The organism is Variovorax ginsengisoli, assembly GCF_030486595.1.
Classification (GTDB): Bacteria; Pseudomonadota; Gammaproteobacteria; order Burkholderiales; family Burkholderiaceae_C; genus Variovorax; species Variovorax ginsengisoli_B.
The window spans coordinates 455,047-476,138 of sequence record NZ_JAUJZH010000001.1; the positions used below are offsets into that span (position 1 = coordinate 455,047).

Here is a 21,092-nt window from a genome sequence, read left to right on the forward strand (position 1 = left end):
CCCGACTACATCCCGACCAGCGACCCCAGCATGCGCGCAATCGCGCCCTGGAACATCACGCGCCCCTCGACCGAGGCCAGGCAGATGCATTCGCCGGCCGCCAGTACCTTGGGCTGGTGATGGATGTCGCCGTCGGCCTCGTCGAAATCGCCCGGACCGAACAAGGCCCGGCCATCATGGAAGGCACCGTGCAGCACCTGGGTCAGCTCGCTCCGGCTGTGGGTGTGGAAGGGCAGCTCCTTGCCGGCGCCGATGCGCAGCAGAAAGACGTTGGCCGCGGGGTCGTAAGGCACGGTGACCCGACTCCAGCGCATGCCGGGCCCGAGCCAGCGCCAGGCCGTGGCGCTGCAGCCATGCAGCGCGCGAGGCCACGACATGCCCGCGGGCAGCGCTGGCCGACTGCTGCGGCGAGGCGGCGCCTTGGCTTTCGGCGCCGCGGGCGGCGCGTCGATCGCCGCCATGGCTTCGGCGAGCGACTGCGAAGGCAGCACCGCGGGCGCCAGTTGCTCCAGCATGGCGCCGCCGATCGATTCGAGCTCGCGCAGGCGGGCCTGGCACTCGGCACAAGCTTCGACATGGCTGGCGACCAGCAGCGAATGCCCGCTGGAAAGGGTACCGGCCGCCTGGGCCAGCAAGAGTCCGTCGTCCGGATGATGGTGGATCATGGTTCAAGCTCGTCGAGCAAACGACGCAGGTGGTTCACGGCCAGCCGCACGCGGGACTTGACCGTGCCGAGGGGAATGCCCAGGTCTTGCGCGATCCGGGCATGGGGCTGATCCTCGTAGAAAGAAAGATGCAGCACTTGCGCCTGCTCGGCGGACAGCCGGGAAAGCGCTTCGCGCACGCTGCGCTCGCGGCGCCCGGCGCGCAACTGCTCGTCGAGCGGCGGGGCGGTGTCGGGCAGTTCGGCGCCGTCGTTGTCTTCGCCATCGACAAACACGCCTTGGCCCTGGCGCCGGAAATGGTCCACCCGCAGGTTGCGCGCGATGGTGAAGATCCAGGTCGACACGCCGGCCTGGCGCGGATCGAACATCGCCGCCTTGCGCCAGACGCTGACGAGGGTTTCCTGGGCCAGCTCCTCGGCCAGTCCCTCGGCACTGCCGCCGCGCATCAGGTAGGCCTTGACGCGCGGCGCGAAATGGCGAAAAAGCACGGCGAACGCCTGCCGGTCGCCCTTTTCGGCCACGGCCAGCAGCAGCTCGCTGAGTTCTTCGCTAGTCGGCATCGCTCCCCGGTTCTGATGCAGCGTCAGGATGGACCGGCTGGGCGGCCTGGGCAGGACAGGCCTCGCGGCCGCTGCGGAGGACTGTCGCGCGGTGTTCATGGCCTTTGGTACGCACCAGGCCCGAAATTAGATCACAGCGATTTGCCGAAAAGTAATCCAAAGGCCGGCGGCCGGCGTAGAAGCCCGGGACCACCAGTGCCAGGATCGCCCGCCATGACAACCCATTTCGCGCCCGACGGCGTCACCGCCACCCGCGCCGCCGACCGGCCCACCCTCGACATCGCGGTGATCGGCAGCGGCATCTCTGGCCTTGCGGCCGCCTGGCTGCTGTCGCAGAAGCACCGTGTCACGCTGTTCGAGGCCGACCAACGGGCCGGCGGCCACAGTCACACGGTCGACGTGCCGGCCATCGGCGGCCCGATCGCGGTCGACACCGGCTTCATCGTCTACAACGAGGCGGCCTATCCGAACCTCAGCGCGCTGCTGGCCCACTTGAAAGTGCCGACCCAGCCTTGCGAGATGTCCTTCGGGGTCAGCCTCGACGACGGCGCCCTGGAGTATTCGGGCAGCGGCCTGCGCGGCCTCTTCGCGCAGCCGAGCAACCTGGCGAGCCCGCGCTTCTGGTCGATGCTGCGCGACCTGGTCCGCTTCTACCGCCAGGCCCCCGGCGACGCCGGGCGCATCGGCATGTTGCCGCTGGACGCCTACCTCGACCAGCGCGGCTACGGACGCGCCTTCCGCGACGATCACCTGTACCCGATGGCGGCGGCCATCTGGTCGACGCCGGCGGCACAGATAGGCAGCTATCCGACCGAGGCCTTCGTGCGCTTCTGCGAGAACCACCAGCTGCTCCATCTCGGACAGCGCGATGCCTGGCGCACCGTGCAGGGTGGCAGCCGCAGCTACGTGCGGCGGATCACCGGCCTGCTCGGCGAACGGCTGCGGCTGGACAGCGCTGCGATCGAGGTGCGGCGCGGCGAGCAATGCGCCTTCGTGCGGTCCGCGCTCGGCGCCGAGGCCGAGCGCTTCGACCACGTGGTGATCGCGACCCACGCCGACCAGGCGCTGCGCCTGTTGCCCGACGCGAGCCTGGACGAGAAGCGCTTGCTCGGCGCCTTTCGCTACAGCCGCAACCGCGCCGTGCTGCACAGCGACCCGGCGCTGATGCCGCATCGCCGAGCGGTCTGGTCGAGCTGGAACTACGCGGCCGACCGCCGACGCCCGGACGCCTTGAGCGTGACCTACTGGATGAACCGGCTGCAAGGCATTCCCGAGGCCACGCCACTGTTCCTGACCTTGAATCCGATGCGAGACCCCGCCGCCGGCCACCTGATCCGCAGCGAGGTCTACGAGCACCCGATGTTCGATGCGGCGGCGATCCGCGCCCAGGCCGGGCTCTGGTCGCTGCAGGGCCGCGGCCGCACCTGGTTCTGCGGTGCCTACTTCGGCTCCGGGTTCCACGAAGACGGGCTGCAGGCCGGGCTGGCCGTGGCTGAGGCGGTCGGCCAGGTGCGCCGGCCATGGAGCGTCGCCAACGAATCGGGCCGACTCCGGTTGCCGACAGCTGGGTCGACGGTGGCATGAGCCTCCATTCGGCTCTCTACGTCGGCCGCGTAATGCACCAGCGGCTGCGGCCGGTGCGGCATCGGCTGGACTACCGGATGTTCTCGCTCCTGGTGGACGTGGACGAATTGGCCGATCTCGATCGGCGGCTGCGGGTCTTCTCGGTCGATCGCTTCAACCTGTTCAGCCTGCACCAATGCGACTACGGCGACGGCCGCGGCTTGCGCTCCCACGTCGATCGGCAGCTCGCCGCGGCCGGGCTTCGCACGGGCGGCCCGATCCGCCTGCTGAGCATGCCGCGCATCCTGGGCCATGTCTTCAATCCGTTGTCGGTCTACTTCTGCCACCGTGCGGACGGTGCGCTGCAGGCGATCCTGTACGAGGTCAACAACACCTTCGGCGAACGCCACGGCTACCTGATCCCGGTCGACGCCGGCGAAGCCAGCGGCGACTTGATCGCGCAGCAGTGCGACAAGAACTTCCACGTCTCCCCCTTCCTCGGACTCGAGATGCGCTACGGCTTCCGCGTCGAGCCGCCGCGACCGGACCGGGCGGGGCTGGTCATCGGCGTGAGCGCGAACGACGCCAGCGGCGCGGTGCTGCATGCGCGGCTCGATGCCCGGCGCCGTTCGCTCGGCGACGGCGCACTGCTGCGCGTCTTCGTCACCCATCCCCTGCTGGCGCTCAAGGTCGTGGCTGCGATCCACTGGGAAGCGCTGAAGCTGTGGATCAAAGGGGTGCGCCTGCACGCACGCCCAGCACCGCCGGCCACGCCGGTCACCATCATCCAGACCACCAAGGCCAGAGATTCATGAGTGCTTCTTCCTCTTCCTCCAACGGCTTCGCCGCCAACGAGAGCGCCGTCCGCCCGCCCGCCAGGCCCGGTGCCGCTGGCGGCGGCCCGCTTCGCAAGCTGCTGGCGCGGCTGCTGCACGGCGTGAGCCATGGTGCGCTCAGCGTGCAGTTGCCGGATGGCGCCCGCCTGGAAGGGCATGGGTCGGCCGACGGACCGCAGGCCTCGATCACGCTGCATCGCTGGCGCCCGCTGGCCCGGCTGCTGCTGCAGGGCGACCTCGGGCTCGCGGCGTCGCACCGCGACGGCGACTGGAGCACGCCCGACCTGACCGCGCTGCTGGAGTTCGGCATCCGCAACGAAGCCAGCTGGGGCCGGGTGCTCGAAGGCTCGTGGTTCGCGCGTCGGCTCGGCGACCTGTTCCGTGCCAGCCGCGCCAACACGCGGCGCGGCAGCCGGCGCAACATCGCCTTCCACTACGACATGGGCAACGACTTCTATGCCCAGTGGCTGGACCCGGCGCTGATCTATTCGAGCGCACTCTATGCGACAGGAGACGAGTCGCTCGAAGCCGCGCAGGCGGCGAAGCTCGATCGCATCATCGCCCTGCTCGATTTGCAGCCGCGCTCGACGGTGCTCGAGATCGGCTGCGGCTGGGGCGCCCTGGCCACGGCGCTGGCCGCCCGCCACGGCGCCCGCGTGACCGGCTTGACGCTATCGACCGAACAACTCGCGCATGCCCGGGAGCAGGTGCGTGCGCAGGGCCTCGGCGACGTCGACCTGCGCTTGCAGGACTACCGCGACGTGGAGGGACGCTACGACCGCATCGTCTCGATCGAGATGCTGGAGGCGGTCGGCGAGCGCTACTGGCCGGTGTACTTCGACACGCTGCGCGAGCGGCTCGCCCCCGGTGGTTCGGGCGTGCTGCAGGTCATCACCATCGCCGAAGACTACTTCGACCGCTACCGGGGCAGCACCGACTTCGTCCAGCGTTTCATCTTCCCGGGCGGCAAGCTGCCGTCGGTGAGCGCGATGACGGCGCACGCCGAGCGCGCCGGACTCAGGCTGCAGACCGCCGAATCGTTCGGCGCGAGCTATGCACTCACCCTGGCCGAATGGCGCCGCCGCTTCCACGCGGCCTGGCCGGCCATCGCCGCACTGGGCTACGACGATGCGTTTCGCCGGCTGTGGGAGTACTACCTGTGCTATTGCGAAGCAGGCTTTCGCAGCGGCCGCGTCGACGTGGGTCTTTTCAGTTTCTCGCACGCCTCGAAGCGCTGATCCGCTGCGCCCGCGGCTGCGTATCAACAGCAGCCGTCGCGCATCTCGTGGCGGTGCACTCAACCAGGAGCACTCCATGCAGATCAGATTCAAACGCGCCGCTTCCATCGCCCTCGCCGTCTCGCTCGCCGTCGGTGCCGCTTCAGCCATGGCGCAGGTGATGGTTGGCGGCGCGCCGATGCTGCCGACCAAGGACATCATCGACAACGCCGTGAATTCGAAGGACCACACCACGCTGGTGGCGGCGGTCAAGGCCGCGGGCCTGGTCGACACGCTCAAGGGTCCGGGCCCCTTCACGGTGTTCGCGCCGACCAACGAAGCCTTCGCCGCGCTGCCCGACGGCACCGTCGACATGCTGCTCAAGCCGGAGAACAAGGGCAAGCTGACCACCATCCTGACCTACCATGTGGTGCCCGGCAAGATCGACGCCGCGACCCTGCTGAAGCAGATCAATGACGGCGGCGGCATGGCGTCGCTGAAGACGGTGGCCGGCGGCGCACTGACCGCCAAGACCGCGAACGGCAAGGTGATGGTCGTCGACGCCAACGGCAACACGGCCAACGTGACCATCGCCGACGTCATGCAGTCCAACGGCGTGATCCACGTCGTCGACAAGGTGCTGCTCCCAAAGTGAGGCCCCGGCGCATCGCCACGCTCATCCAATTCACCAGGACAACGCCATGAACTCCAGACAGATCGCCATCGCGGCCCTGTGCGGCCTCTCGGCTTTGGGCGCCCAGGCTTTCCAGGGCGAGCAGAACCCGCTGCCGCCGCCGCCCTTCCAGTCGATGCAACCGCGCGCCGAGGTGCGCGCGCAAGCCCTGCAGCCGATCGCGATCAGCAACGGCGGCACCGGCGTCGCGGCGCGGGTCGACATGGCCGACCGCGCGCAGGTGCGCGCCGGGGCGCGCGCCATCAGCGCCGAAGGCGCCGCGGCCTACGGCGACACGACCACCCGCTGGCGCTAAGCCGGCAGCGCCGGAATCGGCAGGTCGTCGAAGCGCCGGAACTCCTGCAGCGAGAAGCTGCTCTGCACCTGCCTGGCACCCGGCAGGCGGTGCAGCCGGGTGGTCAGCAACTCCGAATAGGCATCGAGGTCCTCGGCCACCACCATCAGCAGGAAGTCGGCGTTGCCGGTGATGCCGTGGAACATCACGACCTGCGGGATCGCCAGCACCGCCTCGACAAACTCGCTCGAGCGGGCCTCGGTCTGAAAGTCGATGCTGATGCTGACGAAGGCCACCACGCCATAGCCCAGCGCCCGGCGGTTCAGCCGCGCGTGGTAGCCATCGATCAGCCCCGACTCCTCCAGCCGCTTGATGCGGCGCCAGCAGGGCGATTGCGAGAGCCCGGTCATCTGCGCCAGCTCGCCGGTGGTCAGGCGGGCGTTCTGCTGGAGGGCGGCCAGCAGCTGGCGGTCCGTCTCGTCTGATTCGATGCGCATAAAAAAACCTCAAATTGATTTTTTACGGACAAAATTATGCGTCGATGAAAAAACAGTTGGCATGACGATCCTTCGAACGAAGAATCCGGGCCTGGCCTTGCCCTTCTCGACGGACTTCTTCATGACCACCCCCACCACCTCGCTGTTCAGCCATGTCCCGCCCTACGAGGGCGACCCCATCCTTTCGCTGATGGAGGCCTTCCAGGCCGACCCGCGGCCGCACAAGGTCAGCCTCAGCATCGGCGTCTATTTCGACGGCGAAGGCCGCCTGCCGGTGCTGCCTTCGGTGCGCCAGGCCGAGACCGCGCTGTCGCGGGACATCGGTGCCCGGCCCTACCTGCCGATCGAAGGCATCGCGGATTTCCGCGCCGCCGTCCAGCGCCTGCTGTTCGGCGCCGGCCACGAGGCCGTGGCCAGCGGCCGCATCGCCACCCTGCAGACCCTCGGCGGCTCCGGCGGCCTCAAGGTCGGCGCCGACTTCCTGCGCCGCTACTTTCCGGGCGCCGGCGTCTGGGTCAGCGACCCGACGTGGGACAACCATCGCGCCATCTTCGAAGGCGCAGGCCTCGAGGCCCGCAGCTACCCCTATTACGACCCGGCCACCGGCGGCCTCTGCTTCGACCGCATGCTGGCCAGCCTCGATGTCCTGCCGCGTCGCAGCATCGTGCTGCTGCACGCCAGCTGCCACAACCCGACCGGGGTCGATCTCTCGAAGACCCAGTGGCAGGCGCTGATCCCGGTGCTGCGCGAACGCGAACTGATTCCATTCGTCGACATCGCCTACCAGGGTTTCGGCGATGGGCTCGACGAAGACGCCTTCGCGCTGCGCGCGCTGGCCGACGCCGGCATCCAGTTCTTCGCCGCCAATTCGTTCTCGAAGAACTTCTCGATGTACGGCGAGCGCTGCGGCGGCCTCAGCGTGGTGTGCAGCGACCGCGCCGCCGCCGACACCGTGCTGGGCCAGTTGAAGGCGACGGTGCGCCGCAACTACTCGACGCCACCCACGCACGGTGCCCGCGTCATCAGCCGCGTGCTGAACGACCCCGCCCTGTTCGCGCTCTGGCGCGACGAAACGGCCGCCATGCGCCAGCGCATCCGCGCCATGCGCGAACGCCTGCTGGCGGTGCTCGACGAGAAGTTCCAGGGACGGCGCGACTTCGGCTACCTGGTCCGGCAGCGCGGCATGTTCAGCTACACCGGCCTCGACGAGGCCCAGGTGGCACGACTGCGCGACGACCACGCGGTCTACCTGGTGCGCTCGGGCCGGATGTGCCTCTCTGGACTGACCGGCGCCAATGTCGACCACGTGGCGCAGTCGATGGCGGCGGTGCTCGCGTGAAGGAGGTGGTCGACACCGGGCTGCCGCCGCTGGCGCAGCCGTTCTCGTGGGCGGTCAAGGCCAGGGGCCTGCTGTTCACGGCCCACGGGCCGCTGCGCGCCGACGGCAGCATCGACACCGGCACGATCGAGGACCAGGCCCGCCTGACCTTCGGCAACCTGCAGCGCGCCGTCGCCGCCGCCGGCGGCAGCCTCGAAGACGTCACCCAGGTGCTGATCTACATGACCGATGTCAAGGACATGCCGCAGGTCGATCGCGTCTACCGCGAGTTCTTCGCCCCGCCCTATCCGAACCGCTCGAGCATGGGCGTCTCGGGGCTGGTGGTGCCGGGCATGAAGATCGAGATCGTCGCCTACGCAGCGATCGACGACTAGGGGTCAAACGCCCGCCTGCTGGTGCCGGAACTCCTGCGTCCTGCCGCCGTAGCCGTAGGCAGCGGCGCGGGCATCGATCAGGTGCACGTACGAGACCTCGTGCAGGTCGCCCCTGAGCGCGGCCATGGCGTCGAAGATCGCGCGCAGGTAGCGCGCCTTCTCGGCCTTGGTGTTGGTCTCGTCGGTGATGCTGATGTCCAGGTGGAAGGCCGACTTCCCGAGTTCGGCGAGCGACTGGCCGCCGATGAACCAGCTCTCGGCGCCGATGTATTGCACCGTGATCGCGATCACGGGCAGCTTCTTGTCGAGCACGGACTGGGTCAGCTCGGCCACCGTATCGACCACCTTGCGCGTGAGCTGCGGGTCGGGCTGGCCGGACAGATGAATGATGATGTGGGGCATGGTGCGTTGCTTTCCTCGTTGATCGAAGGCCCATTGTGAAATTCACCGATCTTCCTGAAAAGCGGGAAGATATGATGCATGCCATCTGGTTCATGAATGGATGTGCGCATGCAGCCGCTCGATCTCGAACAACTGAAGACCCTGGTCGCCGTGGTCGATGCGGGCAGCCTCACGGCGGCGGCGCCGGTGGTGTTCCTCTCGCAGTCCGCCGTCAGCGAGCAGATGCGCAAGCTCGAAGAGCGCTGCGGCCATGCGCTGCTGACCCGCAGCAAGGCCGGCGTGGCGCCGACGCCCGCGGGCCTTCGCCTGCTCGACCATGCCCGGCGCCTGCTCGCCGCCAGCGACGAGGCCCTGCGCGACCTGAGCGGCGAGACGCTGCAGGGCGAGCTGCGGCTGGCCGTCACCGACTATTTCCGGCCCGGTGATCTGAGTCGGCTCCTGAGCCGGCTCGGGCAGGACTACCCGCAGCTGCGCCTGCACGTCAGCGTGCTGCAGGGCAGCGCCATGGAAGCCGCCTTCGGCCGCGGCGATTTCGATATCGGCCTCGCGATGCGGATCAACCCCGCGGCCCCCCGGGCCGGCGCCCGCGGGCCCGCCTCGCCATGGCGTCGCGAAGCGCTCGCCTGGGTCGGCGCCGAGGGCCTTCGCATCCGGCGAGGCGAGCCGCTGCGGCTGCTGGTGCTGCCCGACAGCTGCTCGCTGCACCAGTTCACGGTCCGGCTGCTGCGCCAGCGGCGCGTGCCGCATGCGGTGGCGCACGTGGCCTCGGGCGTGGCGGGCCTGCAGTCGGCCCTGGCGGCGGGGCTGGGCGTGGCCTGCCTCAACGAATCGGCGCTTTGCCCTGGTGTGGCCCGGCTGCCGGCGCCGCACGGCCTGCCGGCGCTGCCCCGAGTCGCTTTCCAGTTCCTGCCGGCACGGCGCGGCGAGGCCGAGCTGGTCACGCGCGTGCGCGAGCTGCTGGCCTCCCAGCTGGGCTGAACCGGCTGCCTTTAAAGTCGACCCATGACAGCTCAGTACAGGACTTCCATCGGCCGCAAGGCGGCGGCCATCGCCTGCGCCGTCGCGGGCGCGCTGCTCGTCGGCTGCGCGTCGACGCCTTCACCGCCGCCGAAGCGGGCAACGCCGGCCGCCGCCCCTTCGGAGGCGGCTTCCAGCCCCGGCGCCCGCGCCAACCCCAGCCCCCGCGCCGAGTCTTCGCGCAGCGCCAAGGCAGCCAAGCCGAAGCAGGAGAAGGCGCAGCAGCGCACCCGCCCCGACAAGCCGCAAGCCATCGCCAAGGTCGACCGCAACTTCCTGCGGCCCTCGAGCGGCGCGGTCGTGTCGCGCTTCGACGGCGGCTCGAACAAGGGCGTTGACTTCGGCGGCGCCAAGGGCGATCCGGTACGCGCCGCCGGCGACGGCAAGGTGGTCTTCGCGGCCGCCACGCTGCGCGGCTACGGGCGGCTGGTCATGATCAAGCACGACGCCACCTACATGTCGGCCTACGCCCACAACAGCGAACTGCTGGTTAAGGAAGGGCAAGCCGTCAAGCGGGGCCAGGTCATCGCCCGCATGGGCAACACCGAATCGACCACCGTCAAGCTGCACTTCGAGCTGCGCAGCAACGGCAGCGCGATCGACCCGATGCCCTTCCTTACCGCCAGCGGGGGCGGTGCGAATACCGCCGACGACTGAGCGCCCCCGCGCAGGGGTTCACTGGATGACCCGGTCGGCCCGGTTCAGCACGGCGCGCGGAATAGTCACGCCGAGCCGCTTGGCGGTCTGCAGGTTGATCAGCAGCTCGAACTTGGTCGGCTGCTCGATCGGCAGGTCCGCCGGCCGGGCGCCCTTCAGGATCCGGTCGACGTAGCGGGCGCCGTCCTTGCCTTCCATGCCGTAGCCGGGCCCGTAGGCCATCAGGCAGCCGTTCTCGGCATAGTCGCCGCGGGCACAGATCGACGGCAGCTTGTGTGCGATCGCCAGTTCTGCGATCTGCCGCTGGTTGGAATTGGCGACCGGGTTCAGAGTCACCCACACGGCGCCGCTGCGCGCCTTGACGGCCGCGTCGAAGGCCTCCGCATAGCTGTCGGGGCTGCTCGCTTCCATCGAGTAGAGCTGGAGGCCGAGTTTCTCGGCCGGCACCTGGCTGGCTTGCCATTGGGGCACGGAGCCGGGCGCGCGAGGGTCCCACAGCACCGCCACCCGGGTGATGCCCGCCAGGGTCTCTTTCAGGATCTCCAGCCGCTTGCCGGTGAGGATCGCCGCCACGTTGGTGATGCCCGTGCTGTTGCCGCCGGGCCGCGCCAGGCTTTCGGCGAGCCCGGTGGCGATCGGGTCGGTGACGCCCATGAAGACGATCGGCACGGTCCTGGTCGCCTTGCTGGCCGCCTGCGCCGCATTGGTCGTGACGGCGACGAGCACGTCGATATCGAGCCGGACCAGTTCGTCGGCCAGGCCCGACAGGCGCTGCAGGTCCTGGCTCTCGTGACGGTACTCGATCAGGATGTTCTGACCTTCGACATAGCCAAGATCGCGGAGCCCGCGGCGAAACGCCTCCAGCCGCGGCGCGTCGGCGCTGGCAGAGACGGCCGCCAGGTAGCCCAGGCGCGGAATCTTCTTCGGCTGCTGGGCCCGCGCCAGCGGCCCGGCGACCGCCAGCGCCATGCAAAGAACAATCCACCACCACCTGCTGCGCATCACGTCACTCCTCGGGGCCGGCAGCCGCGCCCGACGATTTTGCGCCGCCGCGGGCGTCGCGTGCGCGATGGGCAGGTCGGCCAAGAGGCCTAGGCGGCCGGGCTTCCCATCCCGCAGGCGACGGGTGTCCAATCGACAGGCCATGACGGCCCCGGATTCGTTTCCCGCCTCGCTCTCGGGCGAGCTTGCCTCGACGGCCCACGGCCGGCGCTCGGCCCATTTGCCGCCGGGCACGCGCGACGTCCACCGGGGCCGGCTGTTCCGCAAGTACCTGCTGCTGATCCTCTCGCTGGTGACCACGGTGCTGCTCGCATCGAGCGCCATCAGCCTCTATTTTTCCTACCAGGAGAACAAGTCGGCGCTGGCCAGCCTGCAACATGAAAAAGCGGTGGGTGCGGCGTCGCGCATCGAGCAGTACGTGCAGCAGGTGTCGGAGCAGCTGGCCTACGCCTCGCTGGCCCAGCTCGAGGCCTCGGACCTGGAGTCCCGGCGGGCGGAGTTCTGGCGGCTGCTGCGCCAGGCGCCCGAGGTCACCGACATCGCGCTGCTCGACAGCACCGGGCGCGAACAGATCGAGGTCTCGCGGGTCGGCATGGACGTGCTGGGCTCCGGCCGCAACCGGGCGTCGGAGGCCGCCTTCCGGGGCGCCCTGCCCGACGCGCCCTGGTTCGGCCCGGTGTACTTCAACCGCGGCACCGAGCCCTACATGGCGGTCGCGATCCGCTCCGGCGGGCCCAAGGGCCCGGTCACGATTGCCGAGCTCAACCTGAAGTTCATCTGGGAGGTGGTCTCGCGCATCCACATCGGCGAGGCCGGCAAGGCCTACGTGGTCGACAGCAACGGCCTGCTGGTGGCCGACCCCGACATCGGCCTGGTGCTGCGCAAGACCAGCCTGGCCGCGTTGCCGCATGTGAAGGCGGCGGCCGGCGGTGCGCCGCAGGGCCAGGCGATGGTGTCGCGCGACCTGCAGGGCGCCTCGGTCCTGACCTCGATGGCGCCGATCCAGCCGCTGGGCTGGAAGGTGTTCGTCGAGCAGCCGATCGGCGAGGTCTACGCCAAGCTCAACGACTCGTTCCTGCGCGCCGCGGTGCTGCTGCTGGCGGGGCTGGCGATCTCGGCACTGGCGGCTTCGCTGCTGGCGCGCAGCATGGTGCGGCCGATCCGCACCCTGGCGCGCGGCGCGCGGCGCATCGGCCAGGGCGACCTCAACCAGCAGATCGAGGTCAGCACCGGCGACGAGCTGGAAGGCCTGGCCCAGCAGTTCAATCGCATGTCGGCCCAGCTGCGCGAGTCCTACGGCGAGCTGGAGCGCAAGGTCGAGCAACGCACCGCCGAGTTGAGCGCGGCGCTCGAGCACCAGACCGCGACGGCCGAGATCCTGCGCGTGATCAGCCGCTCGCCGACCGACCTGCAACCGGTCCTGCAGGCCGTGGCCGAGCGCTCGGCGGCGCTGTGCCGGGCCTACGGATGCAGGATCTGGCTGCCGGAGGAAGACCACCTGCGCTCCATGACCGGCTACCTGGGCGTGCGGCGCGACGAGGCCGTGGCGGGCCGCGACGAGGTCCTGCCGCTGACCCGCGGATCAGTGGTCGGCCGCGCCTTCGCCGAGCGCCGGACCGTGCATGTGCAGGACGTCACCCGGCTGCTCGATGCGGAGTATCCGGATTCGCGCGAGCCCCAGACCCGCCACGGATTCCGGACCGTGCTGGCCGTTCCGATGGTGCGCGACGGCGCATCGGCCGGCGTCATCGCCGTGATGCGCCGGCAGGTCCAGCCGTTCTCGAATGCCGAGGTCCGGCTGGTCGAGACCTTCGCCGACCAGGCGGTGATCGCGATCGAGAACGCGCGGCTGTTTCGCGAGATCGAGGAAAAGAGCCGCCAGATCGAAGTGGCCAACCAGCACAAGTCGGAATTCCTGGCCAACATGTCGCACGAGCTGCGCACGCCCTTGAACGCCATCATCGGCTTCTCCGAGGTGCTGACCGAACGGACCTTCGGCGCCGTCAACGACAAGCAGATGGAATACCTGCGCGACATCCATTCGTCCGGGCAGCACCTGCTGACCCTGATCAACGACGTGCTGGACCTGTCGAAGATCGAGGCCGGACGGATGGAGCTGGACCTGAGCTGCTTCGACCTCGGCCTGCTGCTGGAGAACGCCCTGACGCTGGTGCGCGAACGCGCTCAGCGCAGCGGCCTCTGGGTGTCGCTCGAAGTCGGCGACGGACTCGCCGAATGGGTCGCGGATGCGCGCAAGGTCAAGCAGGTGGTGGTGAACCTGCTGTCGAACGCGGTCAAGTTCACGCCGGCCGGCGGCCAGGTGCGGCTCATGGCGCGGCGCATCGAGGGCGCCGACGGCCATGCAATGGCCGAGGTGAGCGTCGCCGACACCGGCGTCGGAATCGCGCCCGAAGACCATGAATGGGTGTTCGACGAGTTTCGCCAGGCCGGCGACGACTACCTGCGCAAGGCCGAGGGCACCGGCCTGGGCCTGTCGCTGGCGCGGCGTTTCGTCGAGCTCCATGGCGGCACGCTGGCGCTCGACAGCCGCCTGGGCGAAGGCGCGACCTTCACCTTCGTGCTGCCGCTGATGACACTCGAGGCCGTCGAATGAACGCACAAGCGAACGCCCATATCCTGGTGGTCGACGATGTCGACAAGAACGTCCGGCTGCTCGCGGACATCCTGACCGCGCGCGGCTACCGGACCAGCACCGCCGCCTCGGGCGAAGAGGCCCTGGCGCGCATTGCCGACGACCCGCCCGACCTGGTGCTGCTGGACGTGATGATGCCGGGCATGAACGGCTATGACGTCTGCCGCGCCATCCGCGCCGACCCGGCCCGGGCCGTGCTGCCGGTGGTGCTGGTGACGGCGCTGAACCCCGAGCAGGAGCGCGTGAACGGCCTCAACGCCGGGGCCGACGACTTCCTGAGCAAGCCGATCCATCAGGCCGAACTGCTGGCCCGCGTGCGCTCCCTGCTGCGCGTGAAGACGCTGTACGACGAGGTCCAGCGGCAGCGTGCCGAACTGCTGGCCTGGAACCGCACGCTCGAGCAGCGCGTCGCGGAAAGCGTCCAGCAGCTGGAGCGCGTCGGCCAGCTCAAGCGATTCTTCTCGCCCCAGCTGGCGCAGGCGATCATCGAAGGCGGCGCCGACGATCCGCTCAAGAGCCACCGGCGCGAGATCACCGTCGTCTTCCTGGACCTGCGCGGCTTCACCGCCTTCACCGAGACCGCCGATCCCGAGGAGGTGATGGCGGTGCTGGCGCAATACCATGCCGCGATGGGCCAGCTGGTGCTCGACCACCAAGGCACGCTGGAGCGCTTCTCGGGCGACGGCATGATGATCTTCTTCAACGATCCGCAGCCCGTGGACGACGCGCCGGCCCGCGCCTTGCGGATGGCGGTCCAGATGCAGCGCGAGATGGCGGCCCTCAGCGGGCAATGGCGCCGGCGCGGCTACGACCTGCACATGGGCATCGGCATCGCGCAGGGCTTCGCCACGCTGGGCGGCATCGGCTTCGACGGCCGCATCGACTACGGCGCCATCGGCACCGTCACCAACCTGGCGGCCCGCCTTTGCGGTGAAGCGGCGGGCGGCGAGATCCTGGTCTCGCAACGCATCAAGGCGGCCTTGCACGACATGGCGCTTGAGGCCGAATGGTCGATCGAGGCGGTCGGCGAGCTGGAGCTCAAGGGCTTCCACCGCAAGGTGGCGGCCTGGCGCGTGTTCGGCGGGGTGGATCGCTGAGACGGCTGTTCAGGGCGCCCGCAGCAGGACCACCACTTCGGAGGTCAGCACGATCCAGCCCATGATCAGCAGCAGCCAGGCCGGAGGCCAGGCCAGGCGCCGAAGCAGCACGAGGAAGGCATAGAGAAGCATCCCCGAATTGTCCGGACGCCCCTGCGGCGGGGGAATACCACAGAAGGGGGAGGCCCGGCTCAGCGGCCGGACAGGGACCCCGAGGCCGTGTCGAAGTCGAAGCCCAGGGTCGTGGCGCATTCCCGCGCCAGGGCGGCCGAGCGAGAGACCTGCTCGGTCATCCGGTCGTTCAGGTGCCTTCCGCCGCGCCATGCCAGCCAGACCCACCCCGCCGCCACGGCGATCAGGCTGGCGCCAAGCCAGATCAGGTGAACGAACTCCATCGACAAGCTCCTCGTATTGGAGGCGCGAGTCTGTCTGCATGGCGCGGCATCGACATCCTACGGATTGGGGATGCGGCGCAAGGCCGGGGGGCGCGCGCCGGCCGGCACGAATCGGACGGGCTCGCATTGGCTCGACCTCCGTCGTCGGGATCCGCGAGCAGCACGGTTTGCCCCTGACCCGGCCAGGCACGGCCCGTCCCGATACGGGTATGTCCCGAGCAACTAGTTAATTTAAATAACTATTCTGCGTTTCGCGCGCTGCCCGTTTGTTGCCGACAACAAACAAAGCGCGGCGGGAACAGCGAGGAATCGCTGCAAAGAATAGTTAACAACAGGAGACATCATGGAGTCCCACGCCACGTTGAAGGTCTTGCTTGCGGGTGCCCTGTCCGCTGCCGCCGTGAGCGGTTGTGGCGGCGGGGGCGGCGGATTTTCGTTGCCGATCGCAAGCGCCCCTGTCCCTGCCCCTGCCCCTGCCCCCGCGCCTGCGCCAGCCGCTCCTCCGGCGCCTTCCGCATCGGCGCAGCCGCCGCTTCTCAACAACCCCGACGCCACGGCCGGCTGCGCCGCGGTGGCGACGCTGGCGTCCGAACTGTCGGCGACCGGTCGCAAGGTGAGCATCACGTCCGCCACGCTGTCGAAGACCACCGCCACCGACGCGAACGGCAATCCGCAGACCTATTGCGCCGTGGTCGGCACAATCAACGGCGGCCGGACGGGCTTCAAGGCCGCCGGCCAGACCGACGCGCAGACCACCTATGCGATCGGTTTCCAGATCAACCTGCCCAGCACGTGGAACAGCCGCCTCTTCTTCAGCGGCGGCGGCGGAACGGATGGATCCATCCCCAACACGACGGGCGTCATCACCAATGGCGAGGCGGTCAATCCGCTGCTCTCCGGCTACGCGACCGTATCGGACGACAGCGGGCACAGCGACAGCGTCAACAGCGACCCGAACAACGCCGGCAGTTCGGCCTTCGGCCTCGATCCGCAGGCGCGCCTGGACTTCGGCTACAACGCCATCGGCCAGACCAAGCAGCTCGCCAACCAATTGATCACGCGCTATTACGGCAAGAAGCAGGACTACGCCTATTTCATGGGCTGCTCCGAAGGCGGGCGCGAAGCCATGATGGTGTCGCAGCGCTTCGGCGACGAGTTCGACGGCGTCGTGGCCGGCGACCCCGGCTCCGATCTGCCCAAGGCGTGGCTGGCGGAAGCCTGGGACACCCAGCAGTTCGGTGCGGCAGCGGCGGCACAGGGATTCTTCGAGACCGCCGGCCCGGGGGCCGGCACCACGCCACTGCTCTCCTCGGCCTTCACGATGCCGCAATGGAAGGCCATCCAGACGGCGATCCTCGCCAGATGCGATGCCGACGACGGCCTGGTCGACGGCATGATCAACAAGTCATGTGCCTTCGACGTGAGCACGCTGGCCTGCGGCGCCGCGGGCGCGCCGGCGGACTGCCTCGTCCCGGCACAGGTCACGGCCATGCAGAAGGTCATGGGCGGCCCGAAGAACAGCGCCGGCACCGCGCTCTATGCGGACTGGCCGTGGGACGCGGGCATCGGCTCGACCGGCTGGCTGATCTGGAAGGTGGGGATCCCCGGCTTTGGCGCACCGGGCGTGAATGGCGCGATCAACGTGACGCTCGGCGGTGGCGCCGGTCCGCTCGTCTTCACCACGCCGCCCACGCAAGGCCTGTCGACCGCGAACTCGCTGGTTCAATACCAGCTGCGTTTCGACTGGGACAACGATGCACCGAAGATCACCACCACCAGCGGCATCTACGGCACATCGGCCTATGACTTCATGGGCACGCATTCGACCGACCTGTCCACTTTCAAGAACAAGGGCGGCAAGCTGATCGTCTATCACGGCACCAGCGATCCGGTGTTCTCGTTCAACTACACGGCCAACTGGTACAGCGCGCTGAGCCAGACGGCCGCGAACGGCACGGTCAAGGACTTCGCACGGCTCTTTGCCGTCCCAGGCATGAACCATTGCAGCGGCGGTCCCGCAACCGATTCGTTTCCGGCCTTCACAGCGGTCGTGAACTGGGTCGAAAAAGGACAGGCGCCGGACCGGCTGATCGCGCGTTCCAGCACCACCACACCGGCCCAGTTCGGCTGGACGCTGCCGACAGGGGCGACGACCCGGGTACGGCCGCTGTGCCCCTATCCGCAGTACGCGAAGTACACCGGCGCGACGGGCACTTCGCAGACTGCGCTGACAGCGCAGAACGATCCGGCCAACTACGTCTGCACGCCCTGAAGCGCTCCTGCGTGCCGGCATGAACGGCAGAAGGCGGCCGCTACACTGGCCGCCGACATGACGGCACGCCCCCCAATCCCAACGCACGAGTCCGCTGTGCACTCCCCCCCTCGCGGTGGCCTCGAAGACGAGCGCATGCGCCGGCTTCTCGGCTACAGCCTCGTGCAGGCGGCGATCCCCACGACCAACCTGTTCCTCAAGCACGTGGGAGAGCCATTCGATCTCCGCCGGGTCGAATATTCGCTGCTCGTGCTGGTCGACTCGAACCGCGATGTCGCCCCGAAGCAGCTGGCGCGCGCGCTCGCCGTGTCAGTGCCCTACCTCACGGTGACGCTCGACCGGCTGGAGGCCCGCGGCTTGCTGGGTCGCAGCCGCAGCGAAGTCGATCGGCGCTCGCAGCACGTGCGGCTGACCCGCAAGGGCGCCGACCTGGTCAAGAAGGCGGAGGCGGTCGCCCTGTCGATGGAGAAAGAACTTCTGGGCCATCTGACGCCAGGCGAAAGTGCTTTGCTCTTCGAGTTGCTGCAGCGCGTGTCCGCGCATCGACGCGGCTGAGTCAGAACACGCGGAGTCGCTTCAGCCCGGCAGGACGACCGGTTCGTCGAGTGCCGAGTAGTGGGGCCGCGATTCGTACACCAGTTTCCTGTACTGAGGCCCCAGCGCATTGAAGATGAACCCCATCTTGTAGTTCGTCCTCTCGAGATGGTAGTTCGCGCTCTTGAGCAAAGGCACGATGGCCTCGGTGTAGGCAACCGGACCGGTCGTGTAGAAGACCCCTTCGGGGCCTACGCCGAACCGTTCGACCGTGTAGTTCTCGATGTTGTTCAGCACGTGTTCGATGACGGCTCTGAGAATGACGTGGCGGGGCGCAGCGGCCACATACCAGTTCTGGAACTCGCCTTGCGGGAAGTTCGAGAAGTGCCCGCCCCATCCGGGATGCGTTCCATCGGGCCCGTTGTCCCAGTGCGAAAGCAGATACTCGTGACTTGAAACGATGTCGTCGAGCCTCTTGGTCAAGCCGCTCTTGAGATCCAGGTAAACGCCGCCCACCCTGTAGATCAACAGATAGCGAAAGAAGTCCGCCCGCGCAGCCCCGTACCGGGGATTGATCCTGTCATAGGCCTTCTGGATCCGCGGGTCGTAGTTCTTGCAGATGAAATCGACGCAGGCGTTGTCATCGTAGAACTCGTAGCGCCAGCCCGGGTTCTGAACCTGAAGCTTCCGGACGTGCTCCGCCAGCTCCGCGGGAAGCGCGGCATGGGCATTGGTCTGATGCAATATCCTGGGGATGCGGGTAAGCAATGGCTTTTGAAGCATGCGTCGTCGAGAAGCTCAGCCTGGGTGGCGCGATTCTACGCTTGGCGTGCCCATCGAATCACCATAGACTCGCGACCCCATGGACGTCCAGATCGCATGGGCCGAGCGCTACTTCCGCGCCGGCCAAATCAAGAGCGCAGAACCGCTGCTGCGCCAGATCGTAGCCAAGCCGAACCCACCGTCCAAGGCCTACGAACTGCTGGCCTACATCTGCGGCAACCGCGGCGAGACGGAGGCTTGCGAGGAATACCTGACGAAGGCCGCCCAGCTGTCCAAGTGCTCGCCGGAGTGCTTGTTCTATCTCGGTCGTGTGCAGCTCCAGAGCGGCCGGGCGCGCGAGGCGACGACTTCATTCGAACGCTCGCTCAAAGTGGGCGGCGACTACTTCGAAGCGCTGCACGAACTCGGTGTCGCCTATGCCGCCTTGCACGAGGACGAACGCGCCGTGGCGGCGTTTCGCCGCGCCGAGCGCAAGAATCCGCGTTCGCCATTGCTGTTGCACAACCTCGCGAATGCCTTGACCGGTTTGGAGCATTTCAACGAAGCGCTGGTTTGTTACGACCGGGCCCTGGCGCTGGAACCGGATCGTGCCGCCGCCTGGAGCGATCGAGGCTCGGTGCTCACTCGCCTCGGCCGCGGGCTCGAAGCGCTGCAGAGTTACGATCGCGCGCTGGCCCTGGACCCCGGCAACGTCGCCGTCCTGGAGGATCACGCCACCAGCCTGCTCGCGCTGCGGCGCTATCCGGAGGCGCTGGCCGCCTACGAGGCGTTGGCGAAAGTGGCTCCGGACAGCGACTACCTGCCCGGCCACCTGCTGCATCTGCGCATGCACGAGTGCATCTGGCAGGACTGGGAACGCGACACTCAGGGGTTGTTGGCGCGGGTCGGGCAGGGCGAACGCGTCGCGACCCCGTTCTCGTTGATGGGAACACCGGCGGATGCTGCGACGCTGCAGGCCTGCGCGCGAACCTTCGCCGAGAGCAGGTATCCGGCGCGCGCCAACGACGAGTCGGCAGCGGCGAGTGCGCCGCCGGGTGACGCCACCCGCAAGCTTCGCATTGCCTACTTCTCCTCCGACTTCCGAAACCACGCGACATCGCAACTCATGGTCCGGCTTTTCGAATGCCACGACCACACGCGGTTCGAGTGGTTCGGCTATTCGCTCGCCCACGGCGAAGGCGACGAACTGGGTCGCCGGGTCAGCGAGGCCTTCGATCATTTCATCGAGGTCGGCGATCACAGCGACGCCGAGATCGCCGACATGGCACGCGAGGCGTGCATCGACATCGCAGTCGATCTCAACGGCTTCACACAGGGTTTTCGGGCCGGCATCTTCGCCCGTCGCGCGGCGCCGCTGCAGGTCAACTACCTCGGCTTCCCCGGGACGATGGGGTGCACGTACATGGACTACCTCATCGCCGATCCGCGCCTGATACGCAGCGGCGAGGAGGCGTTCTACACCGAGAAAGTGGTGCGGCTACCCGAAAGCTACCAGGCGAACGACAACACCAAGCGAATCGCAGAAGGCGTGCCTTCCCGCGAAGCCATGGGCCTTCCGGCTCAAGGCTTCGTCTTTGCCTGTTTCAACAACAGCTTCAAGCTCACGCCCGACGTATTCGACGTCTGGATGCGCCTGCTGCGCGATGTGCCTTCCAGCGTGCTGTGGCTGCTGGCGGGCAGCGAGCGCATGCAGGCCGAGATCGCCGCCGAGGCGCAGGCGCGCGGCGTGTCGTCCGAGCGCATCGTCTGGGCCAGCCGAGCGCCCCTGGCCGATCACCTGGCGCGCCACGCCCATGCCGACCTGTTCCTCGATACCTTCCACTGCAATGCGCACACCACCTGCAGCGATGCACTCTGGGCTGGCCTGCCGGTGCTGACTTTGGCAGGAAGCACCTTCCCTGCACGCGTGGCGTCCAGCCTGCTGCATGCGGCCGGCCTGGCTGAGCTGGTCACGCACAGCGTGACCGACTACGAGGCGGCGGCACGGAGACTCGCGAACAACCCGGAGGACCTGGCAAGCCTGCGCGATCGCTTGCGCGTGGAGCGCGACCGGATGCCGCTCTTCGACACGCCGCGCTTCGCGCGCCACATCGAGGCCGCCTATGAGGCGATGGCGGAGCGCAGGCGAAATGGGTTCGAGCCCGATCACCTTTGGATCGACGCGTTGCCGATTTGAGATGGCCCGGCCACGCGGCAGAGGCTTCGGCGGGCGCAGCTTTGCATTGACTGCGGACAAAACTTGCATTCCGCCCCAGTTGTGG

General features: G+C 68.3%; 22 protein-coding genes. 14 read left to right on the forward strand and 8 right to left on the reverse strand.

Features of this window, described 5'->3' with window-relative positions; translation table 11 throughout:
* Positions 1 to 5: 5 nt before the first annotated feature.
* Together QZH52_RS02220 and QZH52_RS02225 are read right to left on the reverse strand one after the other, a co-directional pair.
* On the reverse strand, positions 6 to 665 hold the full coding sequence (locus QZH52_RS02220) for a ChrR family anti-sigma-E factor (protein ID WP_301803115.1): 660 nt from the start codon (positions 663 to 665) through the stop codon (positions 6 to 8).
* Positions 662 to 1,225 carry a sigma-70 family RNA polymerase sigma factor gene (locus tag QZH52_RS02225; protein WP_301803118.1) on the reverse strand — a complete coding sequence of 188 codons (564 nt, stop codon included), beginning with the start codon at positions 1,223 to 1,225 and terminating at the stop codon, positions 662 to 664. Before QZH52_RS02225 ends, QZH52_RS02220 begins: the two co-directional genes overlap by 4 nt.
* Before the next feature lie 213 nt (positions 1,226 to 1,438).
* Here QZH52_RS02225 and QZH52_RS02230 point away from each other — a divergent pair, with 213 nt between their 5' ends.
* The 5 genes from QZH52_RS02230 to QZH52_RS02250 all read left to right on the forward strand — a co-directional run bounded on the left by QZH52_RS02230 (position 1,439) and on the right by QZH52_RS02250 (position 5,830).
* A complete protein-coding gene (locus QZH52_RS02230; RefSeq protein WP_301803121.1) occupies positions 1,439 to 2,809 on the forward strand; it encodes an NAD(P)/FAD-dependent oxidoreductase in 1,371 nt (456 codons plus the stop codon).
* The gene (locus QZH52_RS02235; RefSeq protein WP_301803124.1) at positions 2,806 to 3,603 is read left to right on the forward strand and encodes a DUF1365 domain-containing protein; all 798 of its coding nucleotides are present in this window, start codon (positions 2,806 to 2,808) and stop codon (positions 3,601 to 3,603) included. The genes QZH52_RS02230 and QZH52_RS02235 overlap by 4 nt, the downstream gene beginning before the upstream one ends.
* A complete protein-coding gene (locus tag QZH52_RS02240) occupies positions 3,600 to 4,862 on the forward strand; it encodes an SAM-dependent methyltransferase (protein WP_301803126.1) in 1,263 nt (420 codons plus the stop codon). Before QZH52_RS02235 ends, QZH52_RS02240 begins: the two co-directional genes overlap by 4 nt.
* 76 nt (positions 4,863 to 4,938) lie before the next feature.
* The gene (locus QZH52_RS02245; RefSeq protein ID WP_301803129.1) at positions 4,939 to 5,496 is read left to right on the forward strand and encodes a fasciclin domain-containing protein; all 558 of its coding nucleotides are present in this window, start codon (positions 4,939 to 4,941) and stop codon (positions 5,494 to 5,496) included.
* Between the two features lie 46 nt (positions 5,497 to 5,542).
* Positions 5,543 to 5,830, forward strand: a complete 288-nt coding sequence (locus QZH52_RS02250; protein WP_301803132.1) for a DUF4148 domain-containing protein — start codon at positions 5,543 to 5,545, stop codon at positions 5,828 to 5,830.
* Here QZH52_RS02250 and QZH52_RS02255 read toward each other — a convergent pair.
* Positions 5,827 to 6,306, reverse strand: coding sequence for an Lrp/AsnC family transcriptional regulator (locus QZH52_RS02255; RefSeq protein ID WP_301803135.1), 480 nt, complete (start codon positions 6,304 to 6,306; stop codon positions 5,827 to 5,829). The genes QZH52_RS02250 and QZH52_RS02255 overlap by 4 nt on opposite strands.
* Positions 6,307 to 6,448: 142 nt before the next feature.
* On the opposite strand from QZH52_RS02255, the gene QZH52_RS02260 reads away from it, so the two are divergent.
* Positions 6,449 to 7,645 carry an amino acid aminotransferase gene (locus QZH52_RS02260; RefSeq protein ID WP_301803352.1) on the forward strand — a complete coding sequence of 399 codons (1,197 nt, stop codon included), beginning with the start codon at positions 6,449 to 6,451 and terminating at the stop codon, positions 7,643 to 7,645.
* Positions 7,642 to 8,019 carry a RidA family protein gene (locus QZH52_RS02265; protein ID WP_301803138.1) on the forward strand — a complete coding sequence of 126 codons (378 nt, stop codon included), beginning with the start codon at positions 7,642 to 7,644 and terminating at the stop codon, positions 8,017 to 8,019. The genes QZH52_RS02260 and QZH52_RS02265 overlap by 4 nt, the downstream gene beginning before the upstream one ends.
* Before the next feature lie 3 nt (positions 8,020 to 8,022).
* Here QZH52_RS02265 and QZH52_RS02270 read toward each other — a convergent pair whose 3' ends face one another.
* On the reverse strand, positions 8,023 to 8,421 hold the full coding sequence (locus QZH52_RS02270; protein ID WP_301803141.1) for a tautomerase family protein: 399 nt from the start codon (positions 8,419 to 8,421) through the stop codon (positions 8,023 to 8,025).
* Positions 8,422 to 8,529: 108 nt separating this feature from the next.
* On the opposite strand from QZH52_RS02270, the gene QZH52_RS02275 reads away from it, so the two are divergent.
* Positions 8,530 to 9,399, forward strand: coding sequence for a LysR family transcriptional regulator (locus tag QZH52_RS02275; protein ID WP_286537966.1), 870 nt, complete (start codon positions 8,530 to 8,532; stop codon positions 9,397 to 9,399).
* Positions 9,400 to 9,423: 24 nt separating this feature from the next.
* On the forward strand, positions 9,424 to 10,095 hold the full coding sequence (locus QZH52_RS02280; RefSeq protein WP_301803146.1) for a M23 family metallopeptidase: 672 nt from the start codon (positions 9,424 to 9,426) through the stop codon (positions 10,093 to 10,095).
* 18 nt (positions 10,096 to 10,113) lie between these two features.
* Here the strand turns inward: QZH52_RS02280 and QZH52_RS02285 are convergent, their stop codons facing one another.
* Entirely contained in the window at positions 10,114 to 11,097 is a 984-nt protein-coding gene (locus tag QZH52_RS02285; protein ID WP_301803149.1) for an ABC transporter substrate-binding protein, read from the reverse strand.
* Positions 11,098 to 11,239: 142 nt separating this feature from the next.
* On the opposite strand from QZH52_RS02285, the gene QZH52_RS02290 reads away from it, so the two are divergent.
* A complete protein-coding gene (locus QZH52_RS02290; RefSeq protein ID WP_301803154.1) occupies positions 11,240 to 13,711 on the forward strand; it encodes a sensor histidine kinase in 2,472 nt (823 codons plus the stop codon).
* Entirely contained in the window at positions 13,708 to 14,847 is a 1,140-nt protein-coding gene (locus tag QZH52_RS02295; RefSeq protein ID WP_301803156.1) for an adenylate/guanylate cyclase domain-containing protein, read from the forward strand. The genes QZH52_RS02290 and QZH52_RS02295 overlap by 4 nt, the downstream gene beginning before the upstream one ends.
* Before the next feature lie 9 nt (positions 14,848 to 14,856).
* Here QZH52_RS02295 and QZH52_RS02300 read toward each other — a convergent pair whose 3' ends face one another.
* Positions 14,857 to 14,979 carry a hypothetical protein gene (locus QZH52_RS02300; protein WP_301803160.1) on the reverse strand — a complete coding sequence of 41 codons (123 nt, stop codon included), beginning with the start codon at positions 14,977 to 14,979 and terminating at the stop codon, positions 14,857 to 14,859.
* A gap of 59 nt (positions 14,980 to 15,038) precedes the next feature.
* The gene (locus QZH52_RS02305) at positions 15,039 to 15,242 is read right to left on the reverse strand and encodes a hypothetical protein (RefSeq protein WP_301803164.1); all 204 of its coding nucleotides are present in this window, start codon (positions 15,240 to 15,242) and stop codon (positions 15,039 to 15,041) included.
* Positions 15,243 to 15,585: 343 nt separating this feature from the next.
* Between QZH52_RS02305 and QZH52_RS02310 the strand changes: the two genes are divergently transcribed.
* On the forward strand, positions 15,586 to 17,514 hold the full coding sequence (locus QZH52_RS02310) for a tannase/feruloyl esterase family alpha/beta hydrolase (protein ID WP_301803167.1): 1,929 nt from the start codon (positions 15,586 to 15,588) through the stop codon (positions 17,512 to 17,514).
* A gap of 96 nt (positions 17,515 to 17,610) precedes the next feature.
* Positions 17,611 to 18,069, forward strand: coding sequence for a MarR family winged helix-turn-helix transcriptional regulator (locus QZH52_RS02315; RefSeq protein ID WP_301803170.1), 459 nt, complete (start codon positions 17,611 to 17,613; stop codon positions 18,067 to 18,069).
* A gap of 21 nt (positions 18,070 to 18,090) precedes the next feature.
* Here the strand turns inward: QZH52_RS02315 and QZH52_RS02320 are convergent, their stop codons facing one another.
* Positions 18,091 to 18,831 (reverse strand): glycosyltransferase family 32 protein, encoded by a 741-nt coding sequence (locus tag QZH52_RS02320; RefSeq protein WP_301803173.1) that lies wholly within the window; start codon positions 18,829 to 18,831, stop codon positions 18,091 to 18,093.
* Positions 18,832 to 18,910: 79 nt separating this feature from the next.
* On the opposite strand from QZH52_RS02320, the gene QZH52_RS02325 reads away from it, so the two are divergent.
* Positions 18,911 to 21,007 (forward strand): tetratricopeptide repeat protein, encoded by a 2,097-nt coding sequence (locus QZH52_RS02325; protein ID WP_301803176.1) that lies wholly within the window; start codon positions 18,911 to 18,913, stop codon positions 21,005 to 21,007.
* Positions 21,008 to 21,092 lie beyond the last annotated feature (85 nt).